The organism is Lysinibacillus sp. FSL K6-0075, assembly GCF_038592945.1.
Taxonomy (GTDB): Bacteria; Bacillota; Bacilli; order Bacillales_A; family Planococcaceae; genus Lysinibacillus; species Lysinibacillus fusiformis_F.
Genome location: NZ_CP151947.1, coordinates 2,646,095 through 2,668,870 on the forward strand (window position 1 = coordinate 2,646,095; position 22,776 = coordinate 2,668,870).

The window sequence follows — 22,776 nt, forward strand, 5'->3', positions numbered from 1 at the left end:
TTAATCTAACTCCAAATCATCATATGTATTATTGGAATGCTTCCCTTTGTTTACTTGCTTGTTATATGCCTGTACTTGCTTCTGAAGGTCTAATAGTAATTTTATCGACTTTTCATCACCTGTTAAAGCTTTATCCTTTACAATCAAGTAAATATCCTCTAGGTCTTTACCTGCCTGTGATTCAATCATGATATTCACTAAATTGTGATATTCCTCGGTTTTCTCCCACTTCTTCATGTAAGATAAACTTTTACTTTTGATTTTATTGCATATTTCTTCTTCAGTCAGGGGTATTTCACGCAGGACTGACAAATTATGCTTCCAAAGAAAATATTCTTTCTTCTTCCACGATACTGTATTTAATGCTTCATATATATTCATATTTTATTTCCTCCTTCAATTAAAAAAAGGTAATCCGATATTTTCGGACTACCCAATTTCGTTCTGCCACTCAGGCATAGCGGATAAGGTGAGTTTGCACCTGATAGTAATAATGTTACAGTCAGGTCTCTCCTCATACTACGACTAATGTTCGTATAAGGTCGTCACCATTTCAGTTACGACTGAATTAAAATGAACCAACCGCAATTGTCTGGCTCATCGGTTTACTAAATGCTAGTTTAATCATATCAACTGCATTAGCTAATTCTTTATTGTTATGTATAGTTTCTTTAGGTGTATCTTTTTCATATGTAAAATTATCAACCGGAATATATGTATATGGCTCAATAGTATCGTCAATTGTTAAAGGGGTCGGAACAATATTACGAGCCTTCTCCACTGTACTTTTCGGTACGCCCTCATCTTGCGTTTCCTTTTTGGAAATCGCTGTGCCCGACAGCATTAATTCCATTTCATCTAATTCTTGATAAAATCTATCGCTCATCTTAATACCTTTTTGATAACGATCATTGAGGATTAAATAAACTGCAAAATAGTCAGGACGTTTACTCTCGATTAACTGATTAAGCCGTTTATTATCTTCAATCACAATACTAAGCGTAGACAATAAGCTATATGATTTAAAGCTACTATATAAGTTTGCATATGCATTGATTGATTTAGATTCTAGCTTGTTCACCTTTTCAATTAAACGGCTGTAGTAAGCATTATAGAAATCCTCTGTTTCAATCTCATGAAAGATGTTAGTATTCAAAATTTCTACGGAATGTGAAACATAAACTAATTTCATCTTCATCTCATCATACAGCTGCTCTAATTCCTCGAACATTTCAGTATACTTTTCATTGTTGATTAAGTATTTATATACATAAGCTGATACGTCATATTTCTTTAAAATAACCGTTTTATTGAATGTGAATGTATCATATGTATTCTTATCAATCTCAACACTCTGATTGTCTAATTTAACGGCTGAATAGTGATTAGTTACCTTGATTAGATTCTCATGCTCAAGATATTTAAAAGCCTTATCAATCATACTACGATTATTATTCTTAATATAACGCTGAAATCCGTTATAAACATGTTCGCTATCCTCATCCATATATAAGTCATGAAATTGTATACGTATCATTTCTTTACTTATTTGTACAGGATTAAAAGCATTGCAATCAATAGACCATTCATAAGCCGATTTTACAGATGAATCATCCATTTCAACTAGACGATTAAATACGTGCTTACTGATTAAATAATCCCGATCATCGTAGCCATTAAATTTTCGATTATCTACTGTTTTATCTGCCTTCTCTTTTAATCCACGAATTAGGTAAAATGTTGGCTCACCTTTTTTCTTTCGTAGTTTCTCCCAACTTTCACAAATGGCATCAATTTTTTTAGTGAATGATTGATATGAACCATTATTTTTTAAGAATCCTTTTTCAATAAAGTGAGGATTATTCAATTCACTACCATTGAAACCATAGCTCATCGTTAATTTGATTAATTCTAATTCTGTTAGTTTAACTTCTTTCAATACGTTTTCCTCCAATATAAAATTTACCCCCGAATTGACTGTATATATAAATACTTATATACACTTAAATAGGGGGTATTTTTTTAGTTTATATTTTTTCCATTGTTACTTGTAATCAAGATCAAGGGATAGTCGTCCATTAGAGCAAAAACCACTCTAATTCCCTCCTTTCATCTTGTCAGCAAAAGACGCTGCCAATCTGATAATCTTTTTTCTTTTGCATACGAATAATACTGTTTTTATTTGACAACTGTCAGTGTAGCGAAACCTAAATTTTCGAAGTTGAATAAAAATAAAGTGCAATCAGGGGATTGGGAAAGGGGTGTGATTGCAAGCGGAATATTTTTTGTAAAAAAATGTGTAGCCTGTCTTTCACCCCTTTGCGATCTTATCCCTTTAAACTTTTATATTCAAAAATTGCTTGTGATAATTTATCTGTCTGCTCATATAAGCAAAATATTTGACCACTATTATCAAGTGTTCGTGCTTTGACAATATAGTGGAGACCTTTCAATTTTAAAAAGCAATATAACTGCTTGTTGTAGCAGTAAAAGTAAGGTTGTTTATAGTTGTTTTCCATATCTATTATTCTCCTACGTGTAGTTTTATCACTTAGTTATTGATTATGTAATTTCTGTATTGATCTTCTTTATTTGTGTTTAGTTTAAGTATGTTATTTTCATATCTGCTCAAGGCAGCAATACTAACACCGATATGATTTGATATATCTTTAAGTAATATTTTTTTCTTTCGTCTTAATAGATATAATTCATCCTTCGTCATTACATTTAGCACACCTTCCTTGTTAAATATTTGATAAAAAAGTAGAGTTAAAAGGCTCGTAATAATGTTACGAACCCTCTACCCTTGTTATGTATTAATTATTCTGTAACTGTTAATACAGCAACTGCTTTAGGACTACCTACTTTTAGAGTATACTCACCTACAACATGACCTTTTGTACTATCACCTGTTTTTGCTAATGGTGTAAACGTTACAGGACGTAGCGCTGCCATATTTACGTATGAGTCATTAAATAAAACAATTTTATTCGCTGGAATATCACGACTTAATACAACATTGACTACACCATAGTTTGTATTGATTGTTTCTACTAATAAGCCGAAATTAGTCTCTTTATGCTGATAGGAATATTTGTCCTTGTAGATACCGTCAATCGTTTCTTTTACATCTGCATTAACAAAAGCATAATATGTACCACCTGTTAATTTGTTATTCCATAAAGTACGCATACCATCTTTAATAAGCGCTTCTACGTCTGAATTAGATTTAGCATTAGTATTATCTGCCATCTCAATTAAGCCACTCATCTGACGGATAAATGGTGTTTTAGAGCCATCTTTTTTAAGACCATTAATCAATACAGTTTCTAGTTTCATTTTTAACTCTAAAAGACGATCAGCAATCTCTTCATTAAATTTAGTTGATTGCATTGCTTCTGCTGTTCCACTTACTGATACTGCACGTTTAAAAATTTGTAGGATATTGCTTAATTCACGCTTATCTGACTGTTGGAACGTAACTGTATCAGCACCTTCGATAGCATCTGTTTCACCATCTGTAGCAAGTGATTTTTCCTTCCATGTGTAGACAGTTGACATTGCTGCTTCGACACCTTTTGAAAGCAATAAAGAGGACAGAGGACAATCTTGTACCCCCAATAATGCTAATTCCTTGCTTAGCGAAATACTTTCTGTTGCTGTAAATCCGTTTTGACTTGTGATCATAAATAAATTCCTACTTTCTGTTTTTATAGTTTTTTATGTATTTGATTTCCCAATTTTGGGGAGTGTTACTACTTTTAATGACAACAATTTTTGTGGTTAAGTTATGGACATTTTTGTCCGTTACTTACCGAAAAACTTTGATAGTTTAAATTTAATTGCTGAATTAACATCACCATCGTTAATAGCTTGCTCATAAGCTTGTTGTTTAGCTACCTCTTTAGGTTGGTATGCTTTTTCCATTAAAATTACATTAACTGCCTGTTCAATTGCTGTGACTTGTTCACCTACTGTCACATCTTGTTTAGCAAATACATCAAAAATTGACTTAAAAGGAGTTAAACCTTTATCCCTTAGCGCATTGTCAATTTGCAATGATCGTAGCTCTGCTTTCTGTTGTTCAAATTGCTCAAGTAAAGCCTGAGTATTATCTACTTGTGATTGTTCTGATTCTTCTGTAGATTGACTATCATTAGTAGTCTGATCTACTTGCTGCTCCTCTACTGTTACCTCTGTTTGTTCTTCCATTCTTACATTCTCCTTTACTTTAATTTTTTATATTAAAATTACACTAGCATCCATTTTTAGATACATAGCGTATTAATATAGACGTTTAAATATCAATCTAATAGTATTTGTCATCTAACTGTTAAACACCCTTAAATCAATTGCAATCAATTAACCTAGGTTAAATATTTGCTAATATGCTAAAAAAAAGTGAGAACAAGGCTATGTGGACAACCCTGCTCTCAACATAAGGAGAAAAAATTAGCTAATGACAACATAAAATATATCTCACTAATATATCAGTTTAATTACAACCTAAAATTAAACATCTTTTACATCTTGTATAACTTTTCAACAATTAAATTATTATGTGTGACATGTCTTGCAATATTACCTGCTGCTTTATATGTATCTTTTATGTATTGATTAAGTATGCGATTGACTATATTTACTACTCTATCCTTTTGACGGCTTGTAAAGGTAATTTTGTCACTGGTAAAACTAGCAACTACATCCTTAAATAAGTCATGCTCTTGTTTGCGTAAATTATCAAATATTACATCCATTACTGTGTACGATTTATCATTATGTTCGTTATAAAATTTATAATTTTCTTGTAAAAACTTATATGTATATTTAAAAAAGTCAAACTTATCAATATCACCGCAATGGATAATGTTGTTATAATTATGTATGTGATTTTCAATTATTGTTATGGTATTTGGTGACTTATGTGCTATCTGCGTTAATTTATAATCTATGTATTTTTCACGGATTCTTTTGTTTGCTGCCTTTAATAAATTATTTATGTTTTGTTGACTGCATCCTAATTTATCAGCTATTGCTTGTTCAGTAAATCCAGCCCTCTTTAAAGTGAATGGCACTAATTGAGGTTTTGAAAGAATTTCTTCATATCCACCAATCGCTTCAACAAATAAATCATATGAAGATTGGATATGCTCATCATTATATTTCCTTAATGCTACTTGATCGTATAGACTAGCATCTCCATTGTTATTTTCTTTGTATACAATATGTTCGGGAACATTTAACTTTTGCTTTTCCCGTTCTGCTTTAATTTGATTGTTTATTAGCCCGCTTAATGCTTTAAAAAACCAAACCTCAATTTGTCTATCTGTAAGGCTAAAATCAATTTCACGCTCATCAAAAATTTTCCATACAGCTACTAAAACATAAGAATCTAAATCTCTACGATGGATACCGCTATATAGCTTATTGATATAGTTATGTACCTTGTTCATTGACTTAATCTTAAATCTTAATTGAACAATTTTATCTGGCTCTTTGTCATAAGCATTCATCTCCTCTATAATTTTTGTGTCGTAAACGTGATATAGTACATCCTCCTTTTCCTCTTTCGTGCTTGCTTGTCTGTACGCTTGTAATGCTTCCTTTAAATTTTTAACCATTCAATTTCCTCCAATTATTTTCATTTTTTTACTTGACGGATATAAGGGCATATAATCTACATTATTTTACCGAAATCTATTTACACCCGTTTCTATCCATGCTATACTTGCTTCAGCAGCAAATCTTATACATATTAATCTATCTCTCAGCTCCTTTCGTTTTGGTGATATTTATAATTTATCACATCCTTGCCATTGAATGCAAGGTTATTTGTCGTTGTTTTTTTAATTTTCACTAGATGTTAGACTATCTACTATCATCTATTAAAAAAAGACTAATAGCTTAATTTATAGTGCGCCATATTAAAGGCAGGGGTTTTTGTCCACCACTACCACTTTGCTTTCCAATTTTAAAAACCAAAACAAAATCAACGTGTGGCTGAGAGCAACACTAGAAAACGATGGTTCAAATAACACCTAAGTCACTTAATACTTTAAAGCTAATTACCCATGATGGGTGTAATTGGAGGCAGAGTAAAAATTATGATAAATGGGAGGGTGAAATTAAGCCCTCCTTTTTTAATTTACATGTAGGTTCCTGAGTGGAACAACGAAATTGGGTAGTCCGAAAATATCGGATTACCTACAACTCAGAAATTATGTCTGAGTTAGCCCTACCACCTTTACATTGCATAAAGTAATGGATCGTGATACTATACTATCAATAGGGAAGGGGAATAAATCCCCTCCGACTTACTTGCGACTATTCTTCTTTCGTTTGGTAGACGGTGAGGAAAAAAAGTCATTCTTAACTATTACAATTTGTTATAGTTCTTTTTATTTACACGATTCTCCTATTAAACCTTTGTCAATTGCCTCCTGTATCTCATTCTCATCTAATATTAAATTACCTCTATCATCTAAAAAATCACGTTCAACGCCTGTCTCTGGATCGCATTGAGCAATCTTTGTGAAATAAGATTCCACAATTTCAATCGGATGTTTGCGTCCTGATCTGCTCTCTAAATTAGTGTGGTCTTTTAAAAAGTTGTTAAAGTAGACCATTAGTTCAGCAGGGTCAATATCATTTGCAACAAATGCTACTTTCATTTCACAATAGTTGTTATTGTTTGTCATTTAAATTTCTCCCTTTTTGTGCTTTATTTTATGAATTGTACCGTAACGGTTGTAACTAAATACTTCATTATTTTTAAAGGTCACTACGATTGATTGAGTAGCTTTGTTTATAATCAAGTCAACAATGCAAGTTAATCTGTATTCATCTCCACGATTATTAGAGATTGTCTGATGATATGCGTTGATTTGGACTAAAAATTTATATTGCAAGTCTGTTAACTGTGATAAGGCTTGAGACATTTAAACCTCCCTTAGATTGTTGTGATAATAATTATGATAGCTAGTATTTCTACAAACAATAGTAAAAATTGAAGCCAATAGTCTGTTATATTGATCTCATCATCTGGACACTCTAAATAATTAAAATATCGTATGATTGCGATTGCTATGTTCACGTTATCGCCTCCCTTATTGCTTAGTTAAATGATTAGCTTTTTAGATAATATACATTTACACAAAATAGCTTATATGATACTATTTATACATAGCTAAATAAGACTTTAAAAAAGCCTGTGAAATTTACACTTTACCCGTTCCCCAACGAATTAAATGTATTATAGGTTGTCTTTTTTATACTCTTTTTTAGCTAAAAAAATAGCTTATGAACACAGTATAATATCAAATAAACTAATTGTCAATCTACTTAATTAATTTATTTGATATTCTTATATAAGCTCTAGAAAGGTTGATATTAATGAGTTTAGTTGAAAGAATAAGAACACTTTGTAAAGAAAAAAAGATAACAATTGCTGAATTAGAGAGAAAAACAGGAATTTCCAATGGACAAATCAGAAAGTGGGGTAGCTCAATTCCCGGGATAGATAAATTAGAAGCAATAGCAGATTACTTCCATGTTTCAACCGACTTTCTACTTGGTAGATCAGATCAAAGGTATTTAGATTTAAACACTACTGAAAGCGATCTTGATAACAAATTACAAGAGATTATCAACGGATTAAACGAGAGAGAAAAAGAGTTTTTAATAGCAGCACTGAATAATACTCTACAATTAGCTAAAAGTTTATCTAAAAAATGACCATGTATGTAAATTGACTTGATTAACATATAATAGCCAGTTTTTAATTGATTCCAATTGATTTAAGACGTTATAAATAATCTTCTTATAATTTATATAGTTACTATAAAACTCTTCTATATTTAATCCCTATGAATCTAATAACAATAAAAAGAGTCAACTCATAGATTGAATTAATCAATTCTATAAATCAACTCTTAGTTTTATTTACTCTCATCTTCTTTTAATCTTGGTAAAGAAAATGAAGTTACTTGTGCACGAGGAACAATTTCCATATCAGTAGTCACAAAACTATGGATATTAAATGTATCAGCCATTTTCCCTGATGCTCCGTGAATACTATATGCCTTAACTAAAGTTTGCACCTTACGTCCATCCGATAAACTTAAATCAATAATGTATAAATTTCTTTTTAAAAATCCTAACATTTCAATCACCTCCTCATTATTCATTATGACAAACATATACTAATTCAACAAAATTTAACTGTAATTTATTTATACAATAATAATGACCTCGTGAAATACGACCTCAGATCAATTAGAATTTATTAAATAACGTGCTTGACAATCGAAACCCCATTACACCAGAATGGCTGATGCTCTAGGAAATATTCGCAAAGTAGTTACCTACTATCTAATACTCAAAATAGAGTAAAAGATAATAAGTAACTACCAATTACACCGTCATGTCGTGTCTGAGGTTTCTAATCGTCTTGTTCCGTAGCAGATTTTCATCTGTCACATTCGCATACATTTACAGTCCTGTATGTGCTATTGCAATTAGATTAGCGTGAATGTGATTACCCATGCCGTAACATGCCTGTAATCCCCCTAGCCGTTAATAGTCGCTCTCACTATTTCGGACACACTCTGAACAAGAAAAGAGTTTTGCAGTATCCTAGTCGTTTTTGTGCAATGGTACGACAAACCTGACCAGTTTTGTTTAACGTCCTGTTAGTGGGCAACCAAGACGTACTTCACTAAAAAGGCATTACTTAATAAGAGTTGCATCATCGAATTTTTTTCGATATAATGAACCCCAGTAATACACTATCGCTGCCAAGCATTTTAGTGTAGTAATATTTAGTTAAGGGAAGATGTTAGCGCATCCTCCCTTTTCTAATGCTTAAAAATCAAAATTATTTAACGGATTGTGCTTATCATTCTCCTTTTTCAAGTGACTGCCCCATAAATTTACATAACGTTGTGTCGTTACTATATTTTCATGGCGCATTAATTTCATTATGGTAAAACTGTTTACATTTGATTGGACAAGATTTCTACAAAAAGTGTGCCTAAAAGTGTGTGGCGAAACTCTAGTATCCTTAAAATTCATCTTCTCTTTTAATTCACGGAACACATAATCAATCGTATTAATTGTGAATGCTTCATTTTTATTAGTAACAAATACATACTCACTTTCATTTTTTAAAAAATTAGATGAAAACGTCTTGAATGCTAGTAACTCTCTAGTCAATTTATCTGTTAAAAATACTGTTTCGTATTTTCTGCTTTTTCCATGTACTTGAAATGTTTGATTTGTAAAATCCACATCATCCCACTTCAACATAATCAATTCTTTTCTTCTAATCCCAGTACCAAGTAATACTAAAATAATTAGATAGTTGCGGTAACTACTATATGATTGATGTCTCTTTCGTTGAGAACGATAATACGCTAACATTTGATTAATTTGTTGATCCGTAAAAGTATCAATCTTCAAATCTACTTTTTGAGTTTTTATCTTCTTCGCAATATTTTCAGTGATATACCCCTCTTCAACGCAATAATTAAAGAACGCTTTACCACGCAAAATAATAGTGTTGATTGTATTGGGTTTCCTATTTTGTTTCTGTGCCATTATTAAATAATTCTTGAAATGACTTCTTGTTACGTCCTCAACATTAACTGCCCCTTCTTCAATGCAATAGTCAATGAAAGGTTTAATCATGTATTTATAACTTTTGATATTTGATTCAGTTGTATTATTAAATCGTCTATCAGCAATAAAATCATCGAACGCAAACTTTAAAAGCATAAAAAAATACACCCCTTTTCATCTAAATTAATAGACAATAAGAAGTGTATTATTGATAACAAATATAATGTATTTTACTCCACATCTTAACAAGTGTGCTGAACCCATGTCATTACCGAAATTTTAAAAGTTTTTATTGGGCTTCTCTTGATAAGATTATTTAATTATCTTGAATTGTAACATGAACTAGTTAGAATATCAATAATTCATAGAATATTTTGTGATTCATGTGCATGTTCCTTGCTCATTTGATGTACACTAAGCTTGCTATATGTGGTGTTTCTACATTTAAAATTTATGGTAAACATGCCGTAATTATGTTACCATATACTTTTAGTAAGAGAGAGGAACGTGAATAGTTTGATTAAAATTGAATTTCCAAAACCAGATCTAGTAATCCGTCAACGTGAACAAGATTTAAAACCAGGTGATGTGGAAATCACACCTTACTTCGGTTTTATTGACTTCCATAAAATCACACGTGATAAAGGCGGCATTTTCTTATTCTATAATGACAAGAATGAGCTATTGTTTGTTGGGAAAGCACGTAAAATTCGTCAACGTATAAAAAAACATTTCGAGGACAATGTATCTCCGATGAAAAACCATCGTGATGAAGTGTTCAAAATTGAAGTCTATGAAGTAGAAGATCCAATGGAACGTGAAATTTACGAAACATATGCGATTAATACTTTCCGCTCTAAATACAATGTAGACAAAGTCTTTTATTAGACATCATGCAAAGAAACCGAAATCTCATCTAGAGGGATTTCGGTTTCTTTTTTCACATTATGGTCATGCGATTGATTGGTGTACTCTGGCCATTTATTCGCAAATCAATGGTATCAAGCTCAGGATTCTTGACGTTGATTTGAAAAACATAGGGCTGAGCCTCTTTCCTTTGCTCGCTGCCTTCTTCTAGCTGGATGATAAGCCTATTTCCCTCAGCCGTAATACTTGCCAACACATTCCCCTTTGAATAATAGACGAGGTAATATGAAGCATTATTTTCATGCAATAGTTGTATTCTGTCATTAGAAACAATATTTTTTTGGATATTGTCGGGGACAACAGTTAGCTCATGAATCGCTAGTGGATCAGCAGCTGGTGTAGCGTTACATGCTCCTAACATTAGTAAACTCATTAAACCTAGCAACACGATCTTTTTCACGTTACTCCCCTTCCCTTATACGACTATTCCAAGAAGAAAGCTTTTCGCTCCTTAGCAATCCAGTCTTCTAACTCCTGATCATCCCGTTTTACCAGACGATTGATGAGCACATCATGCCAAATATAATCCTCTAATAAATAAATATGGACAGGATCATTGGTGATAAAAGCCGTCTCTTGCGTGGATGGAGAGTGACCATAAATCATTTCCTGACCATCTATCGATAAGATAAACCAATGCGGTGTAGACGGTTTTTTTGTATAGTGTGTGGCTCTATGCTGGTCAATCGAGGCTAAATGCTCCCCCACATACAAGGTAATGCCATGGACAGGAACATGCTGGGCCACCTCTTGCAACTCTTCTCGTAGCGCATCATACATATCCTCCCACATTGACAGCATCACCTTTTTCTTCGCTTTCTTTAGAAGTGACTGACAATAGTTAATGATGGATTCCTTGCCCTTTAGCATGACCACTTTAGGCTCCGCTTCTTGCACTTTTTCCTCTAGTTTCTCTAATTTCCCTCGCATAGATGTAAAATTTGACTCCCAGCGTTGTTGCATTTGCTGTAAAAACACAGACACTGGCATTGCCGCATAGGTTGTTTGTTCTGCGGTCTCTTCTTTTAACACAATGCCCTTATCTACAAGAATATTTAAAATATCATACACTCTTGCACGTGGTATGCCAGAATTTTTACTAACCTGATAGGCACTGACATGACTTTGCTGAACAAGTGCCGTATAGGCCTTTGCTTCATATTCTGTAAAACCCATTTCTTTCAACTGGGCGATTAATTCCTCCATGTAATCCCTCCATTATCTTTATTATAGGCTACTTTTGTGAAGATTTGCCAATGAAAAAATGAGGGTTTACAGCGCAAATAAAATTAGTTACTATTTCAGTAGTAACTAATTTAAAAGAGGTGTAATATGTTTTTTGAAGTCGATGTACATATTCTTATACTGTTAATTTCATTTGGATTTCTGGCGGCTTTTGTCGACTCAGTAGTGGGAGGAGGCGGTTTAATTTCATTACCTGCTTTACTGTTTGTTGGCCTAAATCCAGCCGCAGCTGTTGCAACGAATAAACTAGCAGGAGCAATGGGCTCGCTCACATCCTCGATTTCCTTCTACCGTTCTGGCCAGCTGGACATTCGCTCTGTCCTCAAATATTTTCCTCTAGCATTTATTGGATCTTTAGGTGGTGCATGGACTGTACATCTAATCAACCCAGCATTACTAAAGCCCTTAATGCTTGTTATGCTGGCGGCTGTTGGGATATATACGATCTTTAAAAAGGATTGGGGCGCTGTCGCTACTGTAAAAAAACTATCTAAAACGCATTTATTTTTATTTATGCTGTTATTATTTGCTATTGGTTTTTATGATGGATTTCTTGGTCCTGGAACAGGCTCCTTTTTAATTTTTAGCTTCCTACTGGTAGGCTTTGATTTTTTAAAGGCGGCTGGTAATGCGAAGTTTTTAAATTTGGCGAGTAATGTGGCCGGCGTTTGTATGTTTGCTTACTTAGGTCAAATTCATTATGTCTATGGTTTAGTAATGGGCATTGCGCAAATTGGTGGGGCTATGCTTGGCTCGCGCATGGCGATCAGGAAAGGAAGCGGCTTTGTCCGCACGCTTTTTATTGTAGTCACGATGACACTACTTGCAAAAAATGCCTATGATTTTATGATGCATTAAAACAATAAACGCCACAGAATTTCATATCTGTGGCGTTTTTGAGTTAGATCATAAGTTTTTCGTTTTTAAATTTATGACTAGTCGTCAAACTGACAAGCACAAAAATAATGAAGGATGCGACGATTGGTATTGTGACTGTATGCATACCAAATACAGAAGGGTAGAATCGATCAATCATAATGTACAACAACATGCCTGAAATCATCGATGCAATCGCTCCGTATTTATTCGCTTTTTTCCAATATAATCCTAAAACTACTGTCCAAATAAAGACAGCCTCTAGCCCACCGAAGGCAAATAAGTTCAACCACACTAATAAATCAGGTGGATTGAGTGCAAAGATGACAACCGCTAAGCCAATGACCGTTGTCACAATAAAGCTTGCCCGTTTAATCTCTGCATCACTAGCTTTCGGCTTCATGTAATTTAAATAAATATCTTTGACAACCGTGGAGCTGACAAGCATTAGTAAAGCATTAACCGTTGACATTGTAGCGGCCATTGGTGCAGCTAAGACGATTCCTGCTAAAAATGGCGGTAGTACTTTTAATGTCAGAAGTGGCATTACCTTATCACCAATCTCAATGCCAGGTAAGACAGGTCGGGCTAACACACCAATTAAATGCATGCCAAACATGATTGTCCCTATGGCAATCGTGCCAATAATGATCGCTTGATGCATACTTTTTGAATCCTTGTAGCTCATCGCACGAACGGCAATTTGCGGAAGTCCTACAACCCCTACACCGATGAGAATCCAAAATGTCGAGACATACAAAGGCGTTAAGTCTCCTTGTGCGCCAAATGGTGACACAAAGTCAGGATTTTCAGCGACCAGTGAGGCCATTATATTGTCGATGCCTCCACCTGCCACAATGGTTCCGATTAATAAAATAATCGTACCAATCACCATAATTGAACCTTGGACCGTATCGGTTAACGCTACTGCTCGGAAACCACCGATAATGACATACACTAACACGGAAATCGCAAAAATAAACAGTGCCGCTGTGTAGCTTAAGCCAGTTAAAGACTCAATTAAGCGTGCACCCCCAACCCATTGGGCCATCATAGCCGAAAATAAAAAGACAATGATACTAATGGCTGACAAAATGACAATGACATGGCTTTTGTAGCGCTCTCGTAAAAAGTCGATTAACGTAATGGCCTGGTAACGACGAGCGATAATGGCGAATTTTTTCCCTAAAATCATCAGCACAAAATAACCTGCAGGTAGCTGAGCCATTGCCAGTAATACCCACCCAAGTCCTTTTGTATAGGCCACACCCGGTCCTCCGATAAAACTACTCGCACTGCCGTATGTAGCGATCATCGTCATCGCAAGGATAAAACCACCCATTTCGCGACCACCAAGGAAATACTCCTGTAGGAATGAATTAGAAGAGCGGACATGCTTATTGGCCCAAATACCAATTCCAAATATAATAATTAAAAATAATAGCAATGGAAATACAACTTGCCAATGCATTAGCGATCCACCTCCTCATCATCAAATGGTACCTCTTTGAAAAAGAGTTTCATCACAATCCAGATAAGAAGGATCATAAAGCCTGTCCCTGCGATACAGCTATAGAAAAACCAAGCTGGAAAACCAAAGACATACGTATAATTTCTTGGGTCCCCTGAGCCTAGTCCATAGGCAAAGCCAAACCAAATCGCAAAGTTGACAAGGACGAGTCCAATCCCGATAAGCGCCTCTCGATGCGCTATTTTAAAGCGTTGATCTTTCACATGTAATCCCCCTAACCTACTCTATTTTACTGATATGTCGGTCTGATGGGAAGAGATGTGATTAAATAAGGATGAGTTATATAGAAATGATTTTGTTATACTAAGAAAAATTTAAGATGTAAAAAAGACGGTTGATTCTGATGTTTTTCACACAAACCTAAATATCCCTCACCATTATGTAGACATCCGAATTTCGCTAAAAAAACTGATAATGGACATAAGTAAAAACCTTCGTCCATCTAGTTAGACGAAGGTTAGGTAGTTATAGCGGTCGCTTTTCCCAAGATTGTAGCGTGCCAACGATATGAACAGGCAGATCATGTTGAATAGCAGCAACGACACCTTGCGATATTTCTTCATGCGTAAGCCATCTCGAATGACCTTTTTCCATCATAAAACCTAACTGGATTTGCCTGTATTGCGTACGATCAAGCAGCTTCAATTTCTCTTGGACTTCACTTAAATTTACCTTACTCCCCAACACATGAAACAGTTTCCATTTTCCGCTATTCCAATTGGAAATTACACTGGATATGTTCTCTAGTGTCGTGTCAGCATAGGAATGAATCCACGCAATGACCAATTCAATGGGTCCATTATGTGCGATCGTTTCTTCTAGTTTCTCTTTTAATAAGGTGATATCACAATAATCAACTAAAATCGACGTTAGAAGAGAAGGTTTGGTTGTTCTATTTCGCAAGTCTTCCATTCGATGGGCACTACGTCCAATTATTGACACATGATAGTCTTTATTCACTAACCAAAGAGATATGTCAGCTAACATCCCTGTTCCACCAATCACTAATGCGTGGGCCATTTATGTGTCCCTCTCTCGTTTCTATTTCGCAAGATGAACGTGTCTTCCTGCTCATCATCATACTTAACAGGTAGATGAGTCGACAAGCCTATACAATGCCTTTTTATCGATTTTACCAACGCTTGTTTTTGGTAATTCGTCTATGAAAATCATTTGTTTGGGAATCTTATAACGTCCTAATTGTTGATGACATAGCTCGTTAAGATCATCTAGTATGGAAGCTACTTGGTGAGGACAGACAATAAAAGCTGTCACGATCTCACCCCAATAGTCATCACCTACACCAATCACAGCTACCTCCCGCACATCTGGATGCCGTAGTATACATTGCTCTACTTCCTGAGGATAGATATTTTCACCACCCGAGATAATCATTTCTTTTCGACGCCCTACAATATAAAAATCGCCATCCTCATCCATCATGGCTAAATCTCCTGTTTTCAGCCAGCCGTCTTGGAGGATATTAGCGGTTTCTTGTTTGTTATTCCAGTAAAAGCGAAACATATGCTTCCCTCTTACCAATAGCTCTCCTACTTCACGGGGTGCACAGCTTTGTCCCGCAAAATTAACAATTTTAGCTTCATTGAATTGCATGCTTTTCCCGACAGCGCCTTTTTTCGCATAGGCATGCTCCCGGGCAATGTAAAAATTATTTGGCCCTGCTTCTGTTAAGCCATATCCTTCTTTAAAAAATAATCCCTTATTATGAAAGGCATCGTATATAGGATGAGGGCATGGAGCACCACCAGATAAAAATACCTTCATCGAAGGAAATTGATTTTCCTGAAAATACTTCGTCGCAATCATCGCTTGATACATCGTTGGCACAAAAAGGGAAATGGTCGTTTGATATCGGTTCGTTACTTGTAGTGCCTCTTCTGCATCAAACTTATCGCCAATAATGACGGTTCCTCCCGCCATAAGTAAGGGAATACATAAAGCATTCAAGCCACCAGTATGAAACATTGGCATATAATTTAATGTGCGATCTTGAGCATGTAAACCCCAGCTAATGATCGTATTCATGGCATTCCAATTGACCGACTGAAAGGATAGCACAACCCCCTTTGGACGACCTGTCGTACCTCCTGTATAAATCATTAGCCACGGATCATCCACAGCCACGTCTTGCCTACTTGGTTGTATCTCCTTCTCATGTTGGCTCACATGAAGTGAAAACATCTTTTCTAAAACTAAAGGACAATGACTATCCTCTTCGTATAATAGGATAGCAGGGGTCGCATCCTCCAAAATTTGTGTTAGCTCCTCCTTGCTTAAGCGCCAATTTAACGGCACATAAATGAGCCCACGTAGCCCACAGGCAAATAAAACAGCAAACAATTGGATATGATTTTTCGCAAAAACAGCGACTCTACTTCCTTTTTGTAGCTGCTGACGCTCGAAAAATTGACTCCATTTGCCGATTTCCTCGGATAATTGCTGGTAGGTCCATTGTTCCTCTGACGCTAAATTAATCAAGGCGATGTGATGAGGCGTTAATGCAGCACGTTTTAAAATCCATTCTTGCTCAACAAACATCTTGACTACCCCCTATCACATCATAATCGCGCCATCCACATGAAGAGTATGCCCATGGACGTAGGAGGCCTCATCAGATGCTAGAAACAAATAAGCATTGGCAATATCTCTTGGCGTCCCTAAGCGTTGTAGGGGGACGATTGAGCGCATTTGAGCCAAAACATTTTCGGGCATTTTTTTGACCATATCTGTTTCAGTAAAGCCAGGTGCCACTGCATTGACATTAATTCCCTTACGCCCTAATTCCTTCGCCCATGTTTTTGTCATACCTACAATCGCGGCTTTTGTCGCTGCATAATTGGTTTGACCAACATTGCCATAAACCCCACTAACTGAGGATGTATTAATAATCTTGCCTCCACCAGCTGCCACCATATAGGGAATGACCTCCTGTGTACAATGAAAGACCCCTGTCAAATTGACATCTAACACCTGCTGAAATTGGTCCTCCGTCATCTTTGTCAACATGGCATCTCTTGTAATTCCCGCATTATTTACTAAAATATCAATGCGGCCTGCCTGTTCAATCACTGATGTCACCAATTGTTTAACGCTCTCTCTACTTGCGACATCTACTTGTATAAACACTGCATTTTCCCCAAGTTGTTGCGCTGCTAAAATGCCTGCCTTGTCATCAAAATCAGCGATAAATACCCATGCTCCTTCTTCGATAAAACGTTCTGCAGCCGCATAGCCGATGCCATTTGCAGCACCTGTAATGATTGCCACTTTATTGTTTAAACGCATACTGTCTTCCTCCAATTTCTAAAAAGGCTTCAATTTCAGCTGTTAATTGTGCTAAATCATCAATCAAAGGTGAATGTCCACAATTTTTTAAGCTTACAAACTGTGCTGTTTTGCCTAAATCATGTAGCAATTCAGCATTCATTTCTTCTGTAATCACTAAATCTCGATCCCCTCGTAGCACTAAAATTGGGATATGGAGCAATAGGGCATCCTGTGATCCTTTTGCCACCTCGTTGTCAACAGCACTTATATTAAATGTATTGAGAGCATGATATACTTCTGCTAAATTCCGCTGTGTAAGCATATCCTCCACATATTCTTGATATTTTTCAGCCTCTGGTTGCTGATGCGTATAAATTAACGCATTCCATATAGACTGTAAGCCTTCAGCATTTTTTGACTCATAGAAGCCTTGAATCAGCTTTGTTTTCGATGTATCCACGAGTACCTCTTCATAATGATAGGCTCGCTTAAAGGTGGCTGGATTGCCTGTTCCCAAATCCGTGTAAAATGGATAGCCACGTGTAGAAGCAGAAGCCAGTAAAATCATTCGTTGACAGTGACCTGGATAATCCGCCGCAAACTGCATACAGACGGCTCCACCTGTTGACCAGCCAACCATATCAAAGCTTTGCAATTGCATGGCATCCACAAAAAGCTTGACATCATCACTAAAATCTTTAATAGCAGTAATGGGCTTATGATAGGACGATTCACCAAAACCACGTAAATCTAGCGCGTAAATGGTGTATTTCTCGTCTAAAGCATCCATCAGAATATCCCAATGCTTCGAAGATGTCATATTGCCATGTACCAACACTAAAGGATGACCTCCACCTAAGCGCGTGCGATAAGCCATCGTTTCCCCATTTGCTAGTTGAATCTTTTTTACCATGCCATTTCCCCCTTATCCCCAGCGTATTGTGATAGCTCCCCAAACATAGCCAATGCCAGCACTAACGAGCGTCACAATATCACCTGTTTGAATTTGATTTTGCTCCTGTGCTAGCTGTAGGGACAAAATTTGATCGATCTGACCAATATGTCCATAGTCTTGCAAATAAATAGACTGCTCCTGCTGTAAGCCAAGCTCCGCTAAAATATAATCATGTGCAGATCTTTTCATATGCAGCATCGCTAAATAGTTTAGCTGTTCCTCACTGTATCCACTTTTCGCTAAAGAACTGCGAATGACCTTCAAAAAATTGCTTAAAGATTTTTGTTCTAGCCGCTCCTTCATCCCAATGGGGTCCAAAACTTCAAGCTTATATAAATTTTCGGTTAAATGAGATGGAGTTAATGGATTTTTCGTTCCTCCAACTGGTACAACTACATCCTCTGAGAAAGAACCATCCGTTATCAAATCTGCCTCTAGTAGCAGATTTTTTTCATAGTTTTTTTGTACTAACATGGCGCCCCCACCTGCTGCCAAATTGTACATAAAGCGCGTGCGCGGATTGCTATAATCGATAAAATCAACATTGCGATAACCACCTGCTAAAAGAATGGTTTGTATCGTGTCATCTGAGGCCATTAAGCTTTTCGCCACTTTCAACGCCATGATCGTTGTGCCGCAGCGTAATTGCACATCAAATGCCCATGCATTAACTGCACCAAGCTCCTCCTGCATTTTAATGGAGGCTGTCCAGAGTGGATATTCCTTATGTTCCTCCCCCATATAAATGACAACATCAATATCCTTGGGGTCTATATTTGCTTTTTGAATCGCCTCCTGTGCTGCCCAGATCCCCATTTGCACTGTATGATCATGCTTACCTGGGATTGGCTTTTCATGGATGCCCATTTTTTGACGGATAATGTCCTCAGGAATATTGGAAACAGCCGCTATGTCCTGCGATGTCATCTTCTGTTGAGGTAAATAAATACCTGTACTAACAATACCAACTGTCATTCAAATCGCTCCTTTTCCTGTGGCAGGGGGCCTGTCGTTTTTCGTTGCTTTAGCCTTCCTCGCCACTTCCAAAACAGCAGTCTTAGTGAGCCGATAATACCTTTCGGGAAGAAGATAACGGCTAAAATATAAAGAATCCCAAAGAAGATAATCCAACGTTCGAAAATAGGATAATCTCGCGCAAGCCCAGACAGTGCATGTTGTGCATATTCGATGACTGCCGACCCTAATAACGGCCCCACTAAAGTGCCAACCCCACCGATAATCGTCATTAACAAAGCATCCAGTGTAATATCCATTGCCATGACACTTGTGTTGACGAAGCGCAATGACACTGCATATAAGGAACCAGCAAAACTTGCTACAATGCCTGCCACAACAGAGGCAATGACTTTATAGTGCAACGTATTAAAGCCTAATGATTTCGTCCGTTGTTCATTTTCACGAACGGCAATTAAAATACGACCTGTCGGCGAATTAACAAAACGGTAGAGCGCCAAAAAGATAACAACTAGGCTTGCTAGCACAAAGAAATAGAAGGTCATTCGATCTCTAAATAGATCCGGTGCTCGAAAAGTAAAGCCATCATTGCCATACGTAATAGAGCGCCACTTTTCAGCTAAGACTAAAAATAACCCCGAAAAGGCTAGCGTCAGCATTGCAAAAAAATGACTTTTTAAGCGCAAGGTCAATAAACCTACTAAAAAACTAATGAAGCCTGCTAGTATCATGCCAATCACGATGGACAGTACAAAGATCCAGAGTGTGTTATCCATCTGCTTTAGCATGACCGCTGTTGTATAGGCGCCAATGCCGAAAAACATGGCGTGCCCAAAGGAGACGATGCCTGTATAACCTAGTAAAATATCATAGCTCATCGCCAATATCCCAAAAATAAAGATTTGCGTGAGTAAAATAAGTAACGTGCGTGAATCATTAACAAAAGGAAGGATAATAAAAATGGCAAGTAACAGAAAAAATGCGATCGAGCGTAAGGTTATTTTCTTATTCATGATGTTCGCTCCTTTCGCATCGCAAACAGCCCCTGTGGACGGAAAATTAAAACGATGGCCATTAAAATCATATTGACTGCCAGTGACAGCACAGGGACATAATAAGCCATAAAGCTACCCGCAAGCCCTACTAAAATCGCTGCCAGCAAGGAGCCAGAAAAACTACCCATGCCGCCAATTACCACGACAATAAAGCCTAAAATAGCATATTCCATACCCATTTCCGCATAGATCACACCTGAATAGGGAGCCATCAGCATCCCACTTAGTGCCGCTAGAGCTGCGCCTACCATAAAAACATATAAAAATACACGCTTAATATGAATACCGAGAGCCTGTGCCATTTCCTTATCCTGCACACCCGCACGAACGATCAAGCCAATCTTCGTACGCTTCAGCATATATTGGAAAATACCAAAAATGATGAACCCTATGACAATAATAAATAAACGATATTTAATGATGATCACATCACCAATTTCCCAGCTTCCTGCTAAATAACTCGGTGTTTTCACTGCCACACCATTCGGACCAAAGACCACCTTAATAAGCTCCTGCAAAACAAGCATCAGCCCTAAGGTAATTAAAATTTGCTGAATATGATTGCCGTAAACAGGCGTAATAATAAATTTCTCTGTCAGCAGTCCAAGTAACGCTCCTGTCACAATCGCACCTATAATCCCAACGATAAAACTTTCTGTCCACATATAGGTAAAGATCCCCGCATAAGCCCCCCAAACAAATAATCCACCATGCGCAAAATTCAATACATCCATTAAACCGAAAATTAACGTCAAACCAGCTGCTAGTAGAAAAATCAACATCCCCGTGGCCAAGCCATTAATGATTAAATTGACGAATAACTCCAATGATGGTCACCCCCTCTATCCAATGCCAAGATACTTGCGCTTTAGTTCTTCATCATGAATCAAATCCTGCATATTGCCCGAATTTACGGTTCTGCCATCATCGATTAATGTATAGGTATCACCAATTCGACTAGCCATCATAAAGTTTTGCTCAACGAGAACAATGGACGTTTTCTTTTTCATTTCCACAATCGCTTCCATCACTTTTTCCACAACAATAGGAGCAAGTCCCTTGGAAGGCTCATCTATCAATATTAATTGGCTATCATTGATAAAGGCTCTTGCCATGGATAGCATTTGCTTTTGACCACCAGATAAATGCCCGCCAGCCTTTTTCCAAAATTTCTTTAAGTCAGGAAACAGCTCTAGCACATATTGCTGTCGCTCTAATGTCGCCGTATCCTCCTTGCGCATCGCTACCTTCATATTTTCCTCTACCGTTAAATCTGCAAAAATCCCTTGATTTTCAGGCACATAGCCAATCCCTAATTTCGCCACCTTATAGGTTGGGCTTTTTTTAATCGGATGAGAGCGAAAGGCAATGTCACCCTTTGTTGCAGGCGTTAATCCCATTATTGTTTTCAGAGTGGTCGTTTTTCCTGCGCCATTACGTCCAAGAAGTACTGTAACCTGCCCCTCCTTCGCTTCAAAATTAACGCCCTGCAATATATGATATTGGCCGATATGCGTGTGAACCTCATTTAATGTCAGTAAGGTGGTCATCGTACATCCCTCCTAAATATGCATGTTGCACAGTATCATTATTCATAATTTCCTCTGGTGAGCCATCTGCTAATAACTGACCATTGAACAACACCATAATGGAATCCGATAAATCTAAAATCATATCCATTTTGTGTTCTATGAGCAAAATGGTTTTATCCCCTTGCTGTTTAATGCTCCGAATGACTTCTAAAATCGTAGGAACTTCCTCTAATGACATCCCTGCAGTTGGTTCATCGAGCAGCAAAATTTCTGTATCTAACGCGAGTAGCATGGCTATCTCAAGCTTTCTTTTCTCTCCGTGGGATAGCATCGTTGTAAGAGCATCTCGTTTATTGTCGAGTAAAACGAGTGCCAATAACTCCTCCGCTTTGTCCGTAATCGCCTTATAGCTTTTGTAATGGCGGAATAGCTGGTAACGAATTTTCTCCTTGGATTGGACGGCTAAGCGGACATTTTCGAGGACCGTTAAGTTTGGAAAAACATTGGTGATTTGAAAAGAACGTCCCAATCCCATACGTGTTCTTTCGATAGCCGACTTTTGTGCAAGTGATTGCCCTTTAAAATAAACATCACCCGCAGTTGGCTTTAGCTCACCACTAAGCAAATTAAAGAATGTTGTTTTCCCAGCACCATTCGGCCCAATAATGGACTTCAAATGCTTCTCTGGCATTTGAAAATTAACGCCGTCCACAGCCGTGTGTCCGCCAAAACGGATTGTTAAATTATCAGTGTATAATAGCGGCTCCATTCTCT

General features: G+C 36.8%; 27 protein-coding genes. 3 read left to right on the top strand and 24 right to left on the bottom strand.

Annotated elements, in window-relative coordinates; translation table 11 throughout:
• The 9 genes from MHB65_RS13000 to MHB65_RS13040 all read right to left on the bottom strand — a co-directional run bounded on the left by MHB65_RS13000 (position 1) and on the right by MHB65_RS13040 (position 7,093).
• The gene (locus MHB65_RS13000) at positions 1–381 is read right to left on the bottom strand and encodes a hypothetical protein (RefSeq protein WP_342440607.1); all 381 of its coding nucleotides are present in this window, start codon (positions 379–381) and stop codon (positions 1–3) included.
• Positions 382–568: 187 nt separating this feature from the next.
• On the bottom strand, positions 569–1,939 hold the full coding sequence (locus MHB65_RS13005) for a hypothetical protein (RefSeq protein ID WP_259950248.1): 1,371 nt from the start codon (positions 1,937–1,939) through the stop codon (positions 569–571).
• Positions 1,940–2,327: 388 nt separating this feature from the next.
• Positions 2,328–2,519, bottom strand: coding sequence for a DUF5659 domain-containing protein (locus MHB65_RS13010; RefSeq protein WP_259950250.1), 192 nt, complete (start codon positions 2,517–2,519; stop codon positions 2,328–2,330).
• Between the two features lie 301 nt (positions 2,520–2,820).
• Complete coding sequence (locus MHB65_RS13015) at positions 2,821–3,687, bottom strand: DUF5309 family protein (protein WP_342440608.1); 867 nt, start codon at positions 3,685–3,687, stop codon at positions 2,821–2,823.
• A gap of 120 nt (positions 3,688–3,807) precedes the next feature.
• Complete coding sequence (locus MHB65_RS13020; protein WP_259950252.1) at positions 3,808–4,212, bottom strand: hypothetical protein; 405 nt, start codon at positions 4,210–4,212, stop codon at positions 3,808–3,810.
• A 311-nt stretch (positions 4,213–4,523) separates the two neighbouring features.
• A complete protein-coding gene (locus tag MHB65_RS13025) occupies positions 4,524–5,621 on the bottom strand; it encodes a hypothetical protein (RefSeq protein ID WP_259950253.1) in 1,098 nt (365 codons plus the stop codon).
• Positions 5,622–6,398: 777 nt separating this feature from the next.
• Complete coding sequence (locus MHB65_RS13030) at positions 6,399–6,698, bottom strand: hypothetical protein (protein ID WP_342440609.1); 300 nt, start codon at positions 6,696–6,698, stop codon at positions 6,399–6,401.
• Positions 6,699–6,938, bottom strand: coding sequence for a hypothetical protein (locus MHB65_RS13035; RefSeq protein WP_342440610.1), 240 nt, complete (start codon positions 6,936–6,938; stop codon positions 6,699–6,701).
• Positions 6,939–6,949: 11 nt separating this feature from the next.
• Positions 6,950–7,093: a hypothetical protein gene (locus MHB65_RS13040; protein WP_342440611.1), complete on the bottom strand. Its 144-nt coding sequence runs from the start codon at positions 7,091–7,093 to the stop codon at positions 6,950–6,952.
• Between the two features lie 299 nt (positions 7,094–7,392).
• On the opposite strand from MHB65_RS13040, the gene MHB65_RS13045 reads away from it, so the two are divergent.
• A complete protein-coding gene (locus MHB65_RS13045) occupies positions 7,393–7,734 on the top strand; it encodes a helix-turn-helix transcriptional regulator (RefSeq protein ID WP_342440612.1) in 342 nt (113 codons plus the stop codon).
• A 203-nt stretch (positions 7,735–7,937) separates the two neighbouring features.
• Here MHB65_RS13045 and MHB65_RS13050 read toward each other — a convergent pair whose 3' ends face one another.
• Positions 7,938–8,162 carry a hypothetical protein gene (locus MHB65_RS13050; protein WP_259950259.1) on the bottom strand — a complete coding sequence of 75 codons (225 nt, stop codon included), beginning with the start codon at positions 8,160–8,162 and terminating at the stop codon, positions 7,938–7,940.
• A gap of 700 nt (positions 8,163–8,862) precedes the next feature.
• A complete protein-coding gene (locus MHB65_RS13055; RefSeq protein WP_342440613.1) occupies positions 8,863–9,774 on the bottom strand; it encodes a tyrosine-type recombinase/integrase in 912 nt (303 codons plus the stop codon).
• 360 nt (positions 9,775–10,134) lie between these two features.
• On the opposite strand from MHB65_RS13055, the gene MHB65_RS13060 reads away from it, so the two are divergent.
• Positions 10,135–10,506: a nucleotide excision repair endonuclease gene (locus MHB65_RS13060; protein WP_205447536.1), complete on the top strand. Its 372-nt coding sequence runs from the start codon at positions 10,135–10,137 to the stop codon at positions 10,504–10,506.
• A 52-nt stretch (positions 10,507–10,558) separates the two neighbouring features.
• Here MHB65_RS13060 and MHB65_RS13065 read toward each other — a convergent pair whose 3' ends face one another.
• Positions 10,559–10,945 carry a hypothetical protein gene (locus MHB65_RS13065; RefSeq protein ID WP_342440614.1) on the bottom strand — a complete coding sequence of 129 codons (387 nt, stop codon included), beginning with the start codon at positions 10,943–10,945 and terminating at the stop codon, positions 10,559–10,561.
• 23 nt (positions 10,946–10,968) lie between these two features.
• Positions 10,969–11,751 (bottom strand): helix-turn-helix domain-containing protein, encoded by a 783-nt coding sequence (locus MHB65_RS13070; protein WP_342440615.1) that lies wholly within the window; start codon positions 11,749–11,751, stop codon positions 10,969–10,971.
• Between the two features lie 126 nt (positions 11,752–11,877).
• Between MHB65_RS13070 and MHB65_RS13075 the strand changes: the two genes are divergently transcribed.
• On the top strand, positions 11,878–12,648 hold the full coding sequence (locus MHB65_RS13075; RefSeq protein ID WP_342440616.1) for a TSUP family transporter: 771 nt from the start codon (positions 11,878–11,880) through the stop codon (positions 12,646–12,648).
• Positions 12,649–12,691: 43 nt separating this feature from the next.
• Here MHB65_RS13075 and panF read toward each other — a convergent pair whose 3' ends face one another.
• The 11 genes from panF to MHB65_RS13130 all read right to left on the bottom strand — a co-directional run bounded on the left by panF (position 12,692) and on the right by MHB65_RS13130 (position 22,771).
• Positions 12,692–14,137, bottom strand: coding sequence for a sodium/pantothenate symporter (gene panF / locus MHB65_RS13080; protein ID WP_205443709.1), 1,446 nt, complete (start codon positions 14,135–14,137; stop codon positions 12,692–12,694).
• Entirely contained in the window at positions 14,137–14,400 is a 264-nt protein-coding gene (locus tag MHB65_RS13085) for a YhdT family protein (RefSeq protein ID WP_004227902.1), read from the bottom strand. Before MHB65_RS13085 ends, panF begins: the two co-directional genes overlap by 1 nt.
• A 262-nt stretch (positions 14,401–14,662) precedes the next feature.
• Entirely contained in the window at positions 14,663–15,217 is a 555-nt protein-coding gene (locus MHB65_RS13090; protein WP_342440617.1) for a short-chain dehydrogenase, read from the bottom strand.
• Between the two features lie 63 nt (positions 15,218–15,280).
• Entirely contained in the window at positions 15,281–16,756 is a 1,476-nt protein-coding gene (locus tag MHB65_RS13095) for an AMP-binding protein (protein ID WP_342440618.1), read from the bottom strand.
• A gap of 15 nt (positions 16,757–16,771) precedes the next feature.
• Positions 16,772–17,503 carry a 3-oxoacyl-ACP reductase FabG gene (gene fabG / locus MHB65_RS13100; RefSeq protein WP_342440619.1) on the bottom strand — a complete coding sequence of 244 codons (732 nt, stop codon included), beginning with the start codon at positions 17,501–17,503 and terminating at the stop codon, positions 16,772–16,774.
• Positions 17,487–18,398: an alpha/beta hydrolase gene (locus MHB65_RS13105; protein WP_342440620.1), complete on the bottom strand. Its 912-nt coding sequence runs from the start codon at positions 18,396–18,398 to the stop codon at positions 17,487–17,489. Before MHB65_RS13105 ends, fabG begins: the two co-directional genes overlap by 17 nt.
• A 12-nt stretch (positions 18,399–18,410) precedes the next feature.
• Positions 18,411–19,415 carry a 3-oxoacyl-ACP synthase gene (locus MHB65_RS13110; RefSeq protein WP_342440621.1) on the bottom strand — a complete coding sequence of 335 codons (1,005 nt, stop codon included), beginning with the start codon at positions 19,413–19,415 and terminating at the stop codon, positions 18,411–18,413.
• Complete coding sequence (locus MHB65_RS13115) at positions 19,412–20,428, bottom strand: branched-chain amino acid ABC transporter permease (protein WP_342440622.1); 1,017 nt, start codon at positions 20,426–20,428, stop codon at positions 19,412–19,414. The genes MHB65_RS13110 and MHB65_RS13115 overlap by 4 nt, the downstream gene beginning before the upstream one ends.
• Positions 20,425–21,297 (bottom strand): branched-chain amino acid ABC transporter permease, encoded by an 873-nt coding sequence (locus MHB65_RS13120; RefSeq protein ID WP_342440623.1) that lies wholly within the window; start codon positions 21,295–21,297, stop codon positions 20,425–20,427. Before MHB65_RS13120 ends, MHB65_RS13115 begins: the two co-directional genes overlap by 4 nt.
• A gap of 15 nt (positions 21,298–21,312) precedes the next feature.
• On the bottom strand, positions 21,313–22,020 hold the full coding sequence (locus MHB65_RS13125) for an ABC transporter ATP-binding protein (protein ID WP_342440624.1): 708 nt from the start codon (positions 22,018–22,020) through the stop codon (positions 21,313–21,315).
• A complete protein-coding gene (locus tag MHB65_RS13130) occupies positions 21,995–22,771 on the bottom strand; it encodes an ABC transporter ATP-binding protein (RefSeq protein ID WP_342440625.1) in 777 nt (258 codons plus the stop codon). The genes MHB65_RS13125 and MHB65_RS13130 overlap by 26 nt, the downstream gene beginning before the upstream one ends.
• Between the last annotated feature and the right edge of the window lie 5 nt (positions 22,772–22,776).

Excerpts from the sequence above, each read along its gene's own strand:
- MHB65_RS13000 (WP_342440607.1), bottom strand. The coding sequence starts at position 381 with ATGAATATATATGAAGCATTAAATACAGTATCGTGGAAGAAGAAAGAA.
- MHB65_RS13010 (WP_259950250.1), bottom strand. The coding sequence starts at position 2,519 with ATGGAAAACAACTATAAACAACCTTACTTTTACTGCTACAACAAGCAG.
- MHB65_RS13015 (WP_342440608.1), bottom strand. The coding sequence starts at position 3,687 with ATGATCACAAGTCAAAACGGATTTACAGCAACAGAAAGTATTTCGCTA.
- MHB65_RS13020 (WP_259950252.1), bottom strand. The coding sequence starts at position 4,212 with ATGGAAGAACAAACAGAGGTAACAGTAGAGGAGCAGCAAGTAGATCAG.
- MHB65_RS13025 (WP_259950253.1), bottom strand. The coding sequence starts at position 5,621 with ATGGTTAAAAATTTAAAGGAAGCATTACAAGCGTACAGACAAGCAAGC.
- MHB65_RS13030 (WP_342440609.1), bottom strand. The coding sequence starts at position 6,698 with ATGACAAACAATAACAACTATTGTGAAATGAAAGTAGCATTTGTTGCA.
- MHB65_RS13035 (WP_342440610.1), bottom strand. The coding sequence starts at position 6,938 with ATGTCTCAAGCCTTATCACAGTTAACAGACTTGCAATATAAATTTTTA.
- MHB65_RS13045 (WP_342440612.1), top strand. The coding sequence starts at position 7,393 with ATGAGTTTAGTTGAAAGAATAAGAACACTTTGTAAAGAAAAAAAGATA.
- MHB65_RS13050 (WP_259950259.1), bottom strand. The coding sequence starts at position 8,162 with ATGTTAGGATTTTTAAAAAGAAATTTATACATTATTGATTTAAGTTTA.
- MHB65_RS13055 (WP_342440613.1), bottom strand. The coding sequence starts at position 9,774 with ATGCTTTTAAAGTTTGCGTTCGATGATTTTATTGCTGATAGACGATTT.
- MHB65_RS13070 (WP_342440615.1), bottom strand. The coding sequence starts at position 11,751 with ATGGAGGAATTAATCGCCCAGTTGAAAGAAATGGGTTTTACAGAATAT.
- MHB65_RS13075 (WP_342440616.1), top strand. The coding sequence starts at position 11,878 with ATGTTTTTTGAAGTCGATGTACATATTCTTATACTGTTAATTTCATTT.
- panF (WP_205443709.1), bottom strand. The coding sequence starts at position 14,137 with ATGCATTGGCAAGTTGTATTTCCATTGCTATTATTTTTAATTATTATA.
- MHB65_RS13090 (WP_342440617.1), bottom strand. The coding sequence starts at position 15,217 with ATGGCCCACGCATTAGTGATTGGTGGAACAGGGATGTTAGCTGACATA.
- MHB65_RS13095 (WP_342440618.1), bottom strand. The coding sequence starts at position 16,756 with ATGTTTGTTGAGCAAGAATGGATTTTAAAACGTGCTGCATTAACGCCT.
- fabG (WP_342440619.1), bottom strand. The coding sequence starts at position 17,503 with ATGCGTTTAAACAATAAAGTGGCAATCATTACAGGTGCTGCAAATGGC.
- MHB65_RS13105 (WP_342440620.1), bottom strand. The coding sequence starts at position 18,398 with ATGGTAAAAAAGATTCAACTAGCAAATGGGGAAACGATGGCTTATCGC.
- MHB65_RS13110 (WP_342440621.1), bottom strand. The coding sequence starts at position 19,415 with ATGACAGTTGGTATTGTTAGTACAGGTATTTATTTACCTCAACAGAAG.
- MHB65_RS13115 (WP_342440622.1), bottom strand. The coding sequence starts at position 20,428 with ATGAATAAGAAAATAACCTTACGCTCGATCGCATTTTTTCTGTTACTT.
- MHB65_RS13125 (WP_342440624.1), bottom strand. The coding sequence starts at position 22,020 with ATGACCACCTTACTGACATTAAATGAGGTTCACACGCATATCGGCCAA.
- MHB65_RS13130 (WP_342440625.1), bottom strand. The coding sequence starts at position 22,771 with ATGGAGCCGCTATTATACACTGATAATTTAACAATCCGTTTTGGCGGA.